An 11,742-nucleotide genomic window follows, 5' to 3' on the forward strand; every position below is an offset into this window, starting at 1 on the left:
CGTGCCTGTCCTCCTTCTTGCGCAGGCGCTGCCGGCACCCCCGGCGAGCGGGCGGCTTGGCCTTGGATCTCGGAACAAATTTCGTTCTCAGCCAGTTAGGCGACCACACCTTCCTGATGCGTTTGTATGTCTTGAGAGAAAGTACGCCTGTGAGCCTCGCCCATTTCGGCCCCGTCTTTACCGCCAGCGGCATGCTTTTCCGTCTATGGGCGCCCCGCCAACAGGCTGTATCCCTACGAATAGGCGATGTGGCGCCGGTCCCCATGGCTGCCGGTGTCGATGGCTGGTTCAGCGTCAACATAGATGGCGCCGGGGACGGCACCGCTTACAAGTTCGTTCTCGAGGATGGCCTGGAAGTTCCTGACCCCGCGTCCCGGTTTCAGCCTGACGGCCCGCATGGCCCGAGTGAGGTGGTCGACCCCAAATCTTATGTGTGGAGGTCAACGGGGTGGACCGGGTTGGCATGGGAAGAGGCTGTTGTCTACGAACTTCATGTCGGCACATTCACGCAGGAAGGCACATTTCGAGCGGTCATCGACCGGCTGGACCACCTGCAGTCACTCGGGATAACCGCGCTTCAACTCATGCCGGTCAATGATTTTCCGGGCGAGCGGGGCTGGGGCTATGACGGCGTCCTTCCCTATGCGCCGCATGGCAGCTATGGACGCCCGGAGGATCTCAAGGCGCTGATCGACGCCGCTCACGAGCGGGGCATCTGCGTTTTTCTCGACGTGATCTACAATCACTTCGGCCCGGACGGAAACTATCTCCCGTCCTATGCGCCGCTGTTCACCGACAAACACAAATCGCCCTGGGGGCAGGGCATCAATTACGATGGCGAGGGATCGCAGTTCGTCCGCGAATTCGTCATCCAGAATGCTCTGTACTGGCTCCAGGAGTTTCGCGTCGACGGTCTTCGCTTCGATGCTGTCCACGCGATTGTCGACGACAGCCGCGAGCATCTCCTGAAGGAAATGGCGCGACGCATCCGCAGCGAAATCTCCGGACGGCATATCCACCTCATTGTCGAGAACGAGGACAACAACAGCGCGCTGCTGTTTCGCAACAACTATGGCAAGCCCGAGCTTTATACCGCCCAGTGGAATGACGACATGCACCACGTGATGCACGTCGCGGCGTCGGGCGAGGATTTTGGCTACTACGCAGACTACGCCGACGATCCCGCCAAGATCGGACGCGGACTGGCCGAGGGCTTCGTATTTCAAGGCGAGCACATGCCCTACCGTGGTGCGGCGCGAGGCCAGCCCAGTGGAGCACTGCCGCCGACAGCCTTCATATCCTTCATCCAGAACCATGATCAGATCGGCAATCGTGCCTTCGGGGATCGTCTCAACGAGACAGCGTCGCCAGAGGCAATCGAAGCCATGGCCTCGATCTACCTCTTGGCACCGCAGATCCCGATGCTGTTCATGGGTGAGGAATGGGACGCAAGGCAGCCCTTCCCGTATTTCTGCGACTTCAACGACGAACTGAACGAGATCGTCCGGAAGGGTCGAAGGGAGGAGCTCTCGCGGCTACCCGGCTTCGACGATGACGTTGCCGATGTGCCGGACCCGACGCGGCGCGAAACGTTCCTGTCTGCGAAACTCGACTGGCAGGATGTGGAAAAAGAAGCGGGCGCCGCGCGGCTGGCCCTTTACCGCGACCTCCTTGAGGTAAGGCGTCAGGAAATCATTCCCCGCCTTCCGGGCATTGTCAGTGCCGGCGGCGGGTACAGCGTCGAGGGCAAGCTGGTGGCGGTCAACTGGTCGCTCGTCGACGGCACCTCGCTACGGCTGCTCGCAAACGTCGGTGCCGACGAGCTGCACCACGGAGAGGCATTGCAAGGCCGGGTCATCTGGAGCCAGGGCAAGTTTGCCGATGGTATCCTCTCGCCCTGGTCGGTCATCTGGTCGATAGGTTAGGCCTCGGAAGACTCGCCATCCCTGACATCGACAGGCTTAGCCCGGCGCCGGAAAGACCAGCGGCGGTGCAGCTTGGCGAGCATGATGTAGATGATCGGGGTGGTATAAAGCGTCAGGACCTGCGAGATCACCAGGCCGCCGACAATGGTGATCCCGAGCGGGCGGCGAAGTTCGGAGCCCGGCCCAGTGGCGATGATCAACGGCACGGCACCCATGATGGCAGCCAGCGTCGTCATCAGAATGGGCCTGAACCGCTGCAGGCAGGCCTGGAAGATCGCTTCTTCCGATGACAGACCGCGCGTGCGCTCTGCTTCAAGGGCAAAATCCACCAGCATGATGCCGTTTTTCTTGACGATGCCGATCAGCAGCACAATGCCGATAAAGGCAATGATGCTAAGCTCCGTTCCGCTGATTTCCAGCGCCAGCAAGGCTCCAAGCCCTGCCGATGGCAGCGTCGAGATGATGGTCAGCGGATGCGCCAGGCTCTCGTACAAAACCCCCAGCACGATATAGACGGCGACCAACGCGGCCAACAGCAGGAGCGGCTGGCCACCGGACGATTGCGCGGCGCTTGCAGCATCGCCCGCAAAGTCTGCATGCAGCGAATCCGGAAGGTGCAGATCGGCGACGGCGCGTATCACGCTGTCGTTGGCGGCCTGTAGCGTGCCCCCGGGCGCAAGGTTGTAGGAAAGGGTGACGGCTGGAAACTGCCCCTGGTGGTTGACAACTAGTGGCGCCAGTGTGCGCTGCACCTTGGCAACGCTGCTGAGGGGTACCTGGGTGCCATCCGCAGCCGGTACGTAGAGATTGGTGATCGCTTCCGGATCAAGGGCATAGGTCGGATCGGCTTCAAGCACGACGCGATACTGGTTGCGCTGAGTATAAATCGTCGAGATCTGTCGCTGGGCAAAAGCATTGTTGAGAGCGCTGTCTATCGACTGGATGCTGACGCCAAGCCGTGCCGCCTCGCTGCGGTCGATGTTGACGGTCGCCTGAAGCCCGTTCGGCTGGCGGTCGGTGGCGACATCCGCAAGCGCCGGTTCTGCCTGCAGCGCCGCCAGCACCTTCGGCGCCCAGGCAACGAGTTCGTCGTAATTGGAATCCCAGAGAGTAAACTGGTACTGCGATTGTGACGACCGCGCGCCGACGCGAATGTCACTGGGGGAGAAAAGGAAGGTACTGAGCCCTGGCACCTTGGCCAGCTGCGTTCGTAACCGGGCTATGACCTCGTCGGTCGAAACGCGTTCCGCAGCAGGCTTCAGCGAAATCAGCAATTGCCCCCTGTTGATCGAGCTGGAAAAGCCACCACCACCAACCGATGATCCAACCCCGGAAACGGCTGGATCGGCGCTGGCAATCGCTGCCGCCTTCTGCTGCAACAGCACCATGGCGGGATAGGAGATATCCGTAGAGGCTTCGGTGCCGCCCTGAATGAAGCCGGTATCGTCCTGCGGAATAAAGCCCTTCGGCACTTTAACATACAGAAACGCCGTGATGGCGACGCAGCCGAAAATGACGACAATAGCCATCGCGCGGTGGTGCAGAACAGCCTTCAAGGTCCGTCCGTAGAAGCCGACAACGGCGTCCAGCGTCCTTTCGACTGTGCGGGCGAAGAAATTCGGCGGCGCTTCGTTGTCGTGAGCCAGCAGCCAGTGGCCACAGATCATCGGCGTTACGGTCAGGGAGACGACGGTCGAGACGACGATCGCAAAACCGAGCGTCAGCGAAAATGCCTGGAAGAACCGACCGATGATCCCGCCGAGGAAGAACAGCGGTATGAAGGCTGCCAGCAGCGACAGGCTGATCGAAATGACGGTGAAGCCGATCTGTCGCGCGCCTTCTTTTGCCGCCTCCATCGGCCGCATCCCTTTTTCGAGGTTTGCGTAGATGTTCTCGATCATGACGATGGCGTCGTCGACCACGAAGCCGACGGAAACAACCAGCGCCATCAGCGACAGGTTGTCGATCGACAGCCCACAGGCCCACATCAGCGCAAAGGTGCCGGCCAGCGACAACGGCACGGTCACCCCGGCGGCCAGGGTCGGCGTCGTCCGTTGCAGGAATACGAAGACCACCGCCATGACGAGGAACACGGTTGCGAGCAGCGTCCACTGCATGTCATCGACGCTGGCGTTGATGGTGGTTGTCCGGTCGGAAAGAATTGCGATGTTGATCCCGGCGGGAATGGTTTTCTGCAGTTCGGGGATCAGCGCCTTTACCGCGTCGACGGTTGAAATGACGTTGGCGTCCGCCTGCCTGGTGATATTGAGCAGCACCGAAGGCTTGCCGTTATACCAGGCGTCGGAGCGGCTGTTGCGGACGCCGGGCTCGACGGTGGCTATATCGGACAGGCGAACCGACGTGCCATCGCCGCTTCGGATGATGATGCGGCCGAAAGCCTCTGGCGTCTTCAACTGTGCATTCATGCTGATGGCGAAGGCTGCATCCTTGCCGTCGATAGAGCCGATGGGTCCAAGCGTATTGGCATTGACGATGGCGGTGCGTACTGCATCGAGTGAAAGCCCGATGGCCGATAGCCGGTCGGGGTTAAGCCGGACGCGCACCGCTGGCTGGTCGGCGCCGCTGGCGGTCACTTCACCGACGCCATCAACCTGTGAAATCTGCTGCACCACCACCGTGTCGGCAGCATCGTAAACGGCACTCGGTGCCAGATTGTCGGAGGTCATTGCCAGGATGAGAACAGGTGCTGCGGCCGGATTGACCTTGCGGAACGACGGCAGTGTCGGCAAGTCAGCCGGGAGGTCGATGGCAGCAGCGTTGAGTGCCGCCTGCACATCCTGCCCGGCACCATCGATGCTGCGGGAAAGATCGAACTGTATGGCAATGCTGGTCGAGCCGAGCGAACTCACAGACGTCAGTTCGGTAACGCCGGCAATCGTGCCGAGATGCCGTTCGAGGGGGGCCGCGACGCTGGCCGCCATGCTGGCAGGATCGGCGCCCGGCCGGCTGGCCGACACGATGATGGTGGGCAGATCGACGGCCGGAAGACTGGCGACCGGCAGGAAGAAATAGGAGACGAAGCCGAGGATCATCAGCCCGATCGACAGGAGCACCGTGCCGACAGGCCGCTTGATGAACGGCTCGGAGATGTTCATGCCCGGCCTCCCGCTCCGCTCGCCTCTGGTGCCGGGGTGCCCGTCGGCCGGCCGACGATGCGGCTGCGCAGCCGCTCGAAGGCGAGGTAGATCACTGGCGTGGTGTAGAGTGTCAGCAACTGGCTGAGCACAAGTCCGCCGACGATACTGATACCGAGCGGGGTGCGCAATTCCGAACCCGTGCCGGTTGCCAGCGCCAGTGGCAACGCGCCGAAGAGAGCTGCCAGCGTCGTCATCATGATCGGCCGGAAACGCAGGATCGACGCTTGCAGGATCGCCTCGCGCGGTGGCAGCCCGCCGCTGCGCTCTGCCTCCAACGCGAAGTCGATCATCATGATGGCGTTCTTCTTGACGATCCCCATCAAAAGCACGATGCCGATCAATGCGATCAGCGACAGGTCCTGGCCGAACAGCATCAGCGCCAGAAGCGCGCCGACACCGGCCGACGGCAGGGTGGACAGGATGGTGATCGGGTGGATCGCACTTTCATAGAGCAGTCCAAGAACGATGTAGATGGTCAGGACCGCCGCCAGGATGAGCCAGGGCTCGCCGGCAAGCGATGACGAAAACTCCTCTGCATCCCCCGAATAAGCCCTCTGGATGCTGTTCGGCATGCCGATTTCGCTTTCGGCTGCCGTTACCGCGCTGACGGCATCGCTGAGTGACGCGCCTGGCGCCAAATCGAAGCTGAGCGTCACCGAAGGAAATTGCGCGTCATGACTGATGACCAGCGGCGCAGTGGTGAAGGTTGCGGTCGAGAAGGCATTGAGTGGTACCTGGACATCGCCGGTGCCGGCGACATAGAGCTTGTCGAGCGATTTCGGATCCGCCTGAAACTGCGGTGCCGCCTCGACGATGACGCGGTACTGGTTCGACTGCCCGTAGATCGTGGCAATCTGGCGCTGTCCGAAGGCGTCGTTCAGCGTGTCGCTGACCGCTTGCATCGAGACACCGAGGCGCGACGCCGTTTCCCGGTCGACATCGACGAAGATGCGTCCGCCGCCCGTCTGAACTTCGGAGGAGACATCGACCAGGGTCGGCGCCTTCTGCAATTGGGTCGCCAGTTTCTGCGCCCAGTCGACGACGACAGCGGTATCGGTGCCAGTCAAGGTGTACTGGTACGGCGCACGGCTCGACCGGGTGCTGATGCTGATGTCCCGCACGCTCTGGAAGGTCACATGAACCCCCGGCATTCCGGCGACCTCGTTGCGTAACCGGTCGATGATCTCTGTCGAGGACGAGGTGCGATCGCTGCGCTGGCGGAGCACAAGGCTGAGAGTACCGGTGTTGAGCGTCAGGTTGTTGGCGCTGGCCCCGACCACCGAGACGATGCCGGTGACGTCCTTGTCGCCACGAAGCCGCTCCGTCACCAGCGCCTGCGTCCGCTTCATGGATTCGAAGGACGTCGTCGGCTCCGTTTCAATGACTGCGGTAATGAGGCCAGTATCCTGCGGCGGCAGGAAACCCTTTGGAATGAAGATGTAGAGGCCGATGGTCGCAACCAGTGTCATTACGGTCAGAAGCAGCATCAGCGGGCTGCGATCGATGGCCCAGACGAGGCTCCGGCGATAGCCACCAATCAGGCGGTCCATCATCCGGTCAGCGCCGGCGAGCATGCCGCGGCGACCCTCTGCCGGCTTGCGCAGGATACGGGCGCACATCATCGGCGTCAGCGTCAGCGAGATGATTGCCGACACGACGACGGCAATTGTCAGCGTCAGCGCGAACTCGCGAAACATCCGCCCGACGATCCCGGTCATGAACAGCAGTGGAATGAAAACCGCGACCAGCGAGAAGGTCAGAGAGATGATCGTAAAGCTGATTTCGCCTGCGCCCTTCAGCGCCGCGTGCATCGGGTCGTCACCTTCCTCGATGTGGCGGGCGATGTTTTCGATCATGACGATGGCGTCGTCGACAACGAAGCCGGTGCCGATCGTGAGTGCCATCAGCGACAGGTTATCGAGACTGAATCCGGCAAACCACATGACGCCGAAAGTGGCGATCAGCGAGAGCGGCAGCGCCACAGCAGCGATGATGGTGGCGGTGATCGTCCGCAGGAAAACGAACACGACGAGAATGACCAGCCCGACGCTGAGCGCCAGCGTCCATTGTACATCGTGGATCGAAGCGCGGATGGTTTCCGTTCGGTCATTGACGATATCGAGGGCAATGCCGGCCGGCAGTGCTTCCTTCAACTGCGGTAGCTGTTTGAGGACATCGCCGACTGTCTTGATGACGTTTGCGCCGGGTTGGCGCATGACATCGATGATGACCGCCGGCTTGCCCTGGTACCAGGCACCGACGCGCGTGTTCTCAAGGCCCTGCACCACATCGGCAATATCCTTCAGCAGGATGGGCGCGTTGTTGCGGTAGGCGACGATCACCGATTTGTAGGCCTCGGGATCGACGATCTGGTCGTTCGCGGCAAGCGTGAAGGACTGGTGCGTGCCGTCGAGCGCACCCTTCGCACCGGCAACGCTGGCAGCGACGATAGCGCTGCGGATGTCCTCGAGCGCAAGCCCGTACGAGGCGAGGCGAGGCAGGTTTGCCTGGATACGGATCGCCGGCTTGACGCCGCCCTGGATCGTGACATTGCCGACGCCACTGACCTGGCTCAGCTTCTGGGCCATCATCGTATCGGCGAAATCGCTGAGATCGCGGATCGAATAGCTGGAGGAACGTAGCGCCAGCGTGATGATTGGCGTGTCCGCTGGGTTCACCTTGGAATAGGTCGGCGGATACGGAAGGGTTTTCGGCAATGTCGACCCGGCGGCATTGATGGCAGCCTGCACGTCCTGCGCAGCACCGTCGATATCGCGGCCGAGGTCGAACTGTAGGGTGATCTGGCTTATGCCGAAGGCGCTGGACGAGGTCATCGAGGCAAGCGAGGGGATCTGGCCGAGCGGTCGCTCGAGCGGTGCCGTCACCAGCGACGCCATTGTATCCGGATCGGCGCCGGGAAGCTGCGTCGTCACCCGGATCGTCGGGAAATCGACTTGCGGCAGTGGCGCCACCGGCAGCTGCGCGTAGCCGAGCAACCCTCCCAGCAGTACGGCTACTGCCAGCAGGGATGTCGCAATCGGGCGGTTGATGAAGAGCGAGGAGACGCTCATTGCGTCGCTGCCGGCGGGTTGGCCGGCGCCGCTCCATCGTTTGCGGGCTTGTCGCCGCCGTCGCTGTTGTGATGCCGGTGCGGCTTGCCATCGGCTCCGGTTGTTGTCGCCGGTTTATCGACGGCCGGCTTCGAAGGATCGGAGACCTCGACCTTGGAGCCCGTCTGCAGCCTTGCAAATCCTGTCGTCACGACGATGTCGCCGGCGGCGATACCGTCGGTGATCACGGCCTGGACATCGTCCTGCTGTCCGACCCTGATCGGTTTCATAAGCACGGTCTGGTCGGGCTGGAGGAGATAGGCGAAGGTTCCGTTCGGACCGCGTTGGACGGCTGCGGTCGGCACGACGATCACGCCTTTCATTGTTTCGATCAGCAGGCGTGCATTGACGAAAGCACCAGGCCAGAGTGCCAGCTTTTCGTTAGGGAAATTGGCTTTGAGCTTCACCGTGCCGGTGGTCACGTCGACCTGGTTGTCGACGACTGCCAGCGTGCCGGTATCGACAACGGCCTGGTCGCCGCCTGCAAGGGCCTGAACGCTGAGAGTGCCTGCTGCGTTGGCGGCATTGACCTTGGCCAGCTGCTGCTGCGGCACGGAAAAGACGACGGAAATTGGCCGGATCTGGGAAAGCGTCACGATACCGGTCGTATCGGTCGAGCTGACGATGTTGCCGATGTCGACATTGCGGATACCGGTGCGTCCGTCGATCGGTGCCTTGATGGTCGTATAGTCGAGCGTTGCCTGCGCGCTCTCGATGGCCGCCTGGTCGGATTGCACCTGCGCCTGGTACTGGGCAACCTGAAATTTTGCCGTATCGACCTGCTGCTGCGTACCGGAGTTCGACTGAAGCAGCCGCTGGTAGCGCTCGAAGTCGTTCTGGGCACTTTGCAGCAGCGCCTGGTCCTGGGCCTTCTTGCCAACGGCCTGGTCGAGCGTGGCCTTGTAGACGGCATCGTCGATACGGGCGATCACGTCGCCCTTCTTGATGTCCTGGCCTTCCTCGAAATGGATCTCTACCAGCTCGCCGCTGACCTGCGGCCGAACAGTGACGGTGTTGAGCGGTTTCACCGAGCCGACACCGTCGATGTAGACAGGCACATCCGTCGCCTTTGCCACGGCTGTCAGCACTGCCGTCGGGCCCGTCGATTGCGCCGCCCCGCGTCGTCGCCCGCCACCGCGTGTTCCGCTTGCCTGCTGGGTGTTTGCAGCTTGACCCACGCCAAGCATGCGCTCGGCCGGTCCCAGCCAGCTGTCGCGAAGGACGTAGGCTCCGACGCCGATGGCGGCGACGATTACGACCGATATCAAGACCCGAGAAGTCCGAGCCATTTATTCACCTTCTTTCGCGATTCCAGACAAGAGCCGTCGGTCACGACCTTATCGTGCAGCGGGCGCAGAAGGAATTTGTAGCGGAATTAAATTTTGTCCACGTGGACGGGCAAAACAGCAGTGCTCGCAGCAGTTTAAGGCGTGACAACCGCCGGTGCGACCGGCTCATTGGCAAACCCGGCTGAATCGAGTGCGCGGCGGACCAGTCCCGATCGCTTGGCTTTCTCCATGAACTCGCTGACAATCGAGAGAGCCATGGGTTTCTCGCGGCCGACAGCAATGGCGATGCCCGTTGCCTGGAAGCCGCCATCGAGAACGCGCGCGCCGGGGAGCAGCGGCAGAAGCGTCTGGAAGGCATCCCGCGACAACGCCAAAGCATCGGCATTTCCCGATCGTAGGCGTTCGACGGCCTCCGCAATCGTCGAAACGGCAACGGGCGCCGTATGACAAAGGGTGCGCGCCGCACTGCGAATAGTCGTGGTATTGGCAATGCCGACGACCCGCACTCGGTCGTCATCGACGCCGGTCAAATCGACGATGCCTGAGGCGTGGCTGACGAGATAGGTGCTTTCCAGGATGTAATAGGCCGGCCCGAAAGCCACGCGCGTGCTTCGCTCTGCATCCACCGGCATGAAGCTCACGTCGATCCTGCCGTCTTCGAGGGCTTGCGTACAGTCACCGGAGTTTGCAAATCCGGTGATCGCCAGCGGGCTGCCCAGCTGCCGGGCGAGTTCGGTAACGAGATCCACCGTAACACCCTTATATATTCCGCTAGCCTCGTCGAGTGTCACGAACAGTGCCGATGGCGCAGGTGCTGCTACAACGCCGGCCCTGAGGGTGCCGGTGGGAAGAAGTTCGCGCCTTCCGGCATCGTCGGCGCTGCCGTATGTTTTCGAGCCTGTCAAAATCTAGGACCTGATGACGCGCGATGGCGCTTGCCGGTCTTCCAGCGCCGCCTGTGCGGCGGCGTCTATCACAGCAAATTTTTCGGCCTGATAATTCCAGTATTCTGCCACGAAACTGCGAGACAGCCAGAAGCTGCTCTTGCCGGGCGCGCCGGCCCAGCCGACACTTCCCATGCCGGCGGCCTGTTTCAGAAGGCGTTTGAGGTGCGCATTTGAAATCATGAACTGCTGGTGGATATCGCGCATGGAAATGGGGCCGATCAGGATCTTGTCCGTATCTCCCTCCATCGTCTGTATACGGGAGATCAGGTAATCCATCACCACGCCACCGGAGTTGACCCAGTTGAAGAGCGCGAAACTCGGTCCGGGATTGCGGACCGCATCGCTGTTGATGATTTGCCTGGCAATCATCGGCTGCATGACCGCAATTGCGTCCGGATTGGCCAACATCTGTTCGATCCGCGAGCCACCGTCGAGACTATCGAGGATGAAGAGGTGCGTCTGCAGCCATCGGCCGAGATAGTCGACAGCGGTTGGTGTTGGCTCCAGCAGTCGTGTCCGCCGGTCTGCGCGGTCTGGAACAGCGGCCAGAAACCGGTAGGCCAGCATCTCCTGGAGAAAGGCGACGGCGGTGTTGCGGCTGGAGATCTGGTGCTTCAGCACGAGATCGACATAACGCGCCGCATAGAGGCCCGATCCTGGCTCGTCAGGGTATCCGTAATGAAGCGCGAAACCCGCATGGGCAAGAAGCCAGCGTTGCTGCGCAGCGAAAATAGAAGCAATGCGTGGATTTTCACGATAGATTGCAATAAGCTCGTCGGCACAGCGAAGGATTGCGGTCAGAAAATGCTGGTTAGCGCTAAGGTCTTTGGCTTTAAACGTCATGAATTTTGCCTAAGTAATAAAGTGCCGGTGCGCCGCAACCGGATGCGTTTGCCTATCGTCTCGTTGGTCCCCTGAGCTCCGACTGAACAAAGAGCTTCGAGATTCTCAGTTTATTTTTATCGTCTCGCATCCAAAAGCCTATCGATGCGTTTTAATTCTATTACAAGGAGAACGTTATGATAAATGCTTCAACAATAAAAGAACACGCAGAAGTTATTGGCGCCGATGGCGTCCACGTCGGCACCGTCGACCATGTCGTCGGCAGCCGCATCAAGCTGACCAAGAAGGACAGCGGCGAAGGTTCGCACAAAGGCCATCACCACTTCATCGACCTGAGCCTCGTTGCCGAAGTCGAAGGCGAACGCGTTCGCCTGTCGGCAAACGCCGATGTCGCTGTGACATTCGAGGAAGAAGAAGGCGGCCAGCAGGCCTGATCCTTCACAGCTTCACAATCGGAGCCCCGCTAAACG

7 protein-coding genes are annotated in these 11,742 nt (G+C 61.1%); 2 read left to right on the forward strand and 5 right to left on the reverse strand.

The window, feature by feature from the left end; translation table 11 throughout:
• The first annotated feature begins 116 nt into the window (after window positions 1-116).
• On the forward strand, window positions 117-1,925 hold the full coding sequence (gene treZ / locus J5274_RS04360; protein ID WP_142830254.1) for a malto-oligosyltrehalose trehalohydrolase: 1,809 nt from the start codon (window positions 117-119) through the stop codon (window positions 1,923-1,925).
• Here the strand turns inward: treZ and J5274_RS04365 are convergent.
• From J5274_RS04365 to J5274_RS04385, 5 genes are all read right to left on the reverse strand, one after another.
• Window positions 1,922-5,041, reverse strand: a complete 3,120-nt coding sequence (locus J5274_RS04365; RefSeq protein WP_143123048.1) for an efflux RND transporter permease subunit — start codon at window positions 5,039-5,041, stop codon at window positions 1,922-1,924. The two genes, treZ and J5274_RS04365, sit on opposite strands and share 4 nt — an antisense overlap.
• On the reverse strand, window positions 5,038-8,154 hold the full coding sequence (locus J5274_RS04370; protein ID WP_219274768.1) for an efflux RND transporter permease subunit: 3,117 nt from the start codon (window positions 8,152-8,154) through the stop codon (window positions 5,038-5,040). Before J5274_RS04370 ends, J5274_RS04365 begins: the two co-directional genes overlap by 4 nt.
• Complete coding sequence (locus J5274_RS04375; protein ID WP_142830119.1) at window positions 8,151-9,482, reverse strand: efflux RND transporter periplasmic adaptor subunit; 1,332 nt, start codon at window positions 9,480-9,482, stop codon at window positions 8,151-8,153. Before J5274_RS04375 ends, J5274_RS04370 begins: the two co-directional genes overlap by 4 nt.
• A 134-nt stretch (window positions 9,483-9,616) precedes the next feature.
• A complete protein-coding gene (locus J5274_RS04380; RefSeq protein WP_142830120.1) occupies window positions 9,617-10,387 on the reverse strand; it encodes a transporter substrate-binding domain-containing protein in 771 nt (256 codons plus the stop codon).
• A gap of 3 nt (window positions 10,388-10,390) precedes the next feature.
• Window positions 10,391-11,272, reverse strand: coding sequence for a hypothetical protein (locus J5274_RS04385; protein ID WP_142830122.1), 882 nt, complete (start codon window positions 11,270-11,272; stop codon window positions 10,391-10,393).
• Window positions 11,273-11,448: 176 nt separating this feature from the next.
• On the opposite strand from J5274_RS04385, the gene J5274_RS04390 reads away from it, so the two are divergent.
• Window positions 11,449-11,706 carry a DUF2171 domain-containing protein gene (locus tag J5274_RS04390; RefSeq protein WP_202617168.1) on the forward strand — a complete coding sequence of 86 codons (258 nt, stop codon included), beginning with the start codon at window positions 11,449-11,451 and terminating at the stop codon, window positions 11,704-11,706.
• Window positions 11,707-11,742 lie beyond the last annotated feature (36 nt).

The organism is Rhizobium sp. L51/94, assembly GCF_019355555.1.
Classification (GTDB): domain Bacteria; phylum Pseudomonadota; class Alphaproteobacteria; order Rhizobiales; family Rhizobiaceae; genus Rhizobium; species Rhizobium rhododendri.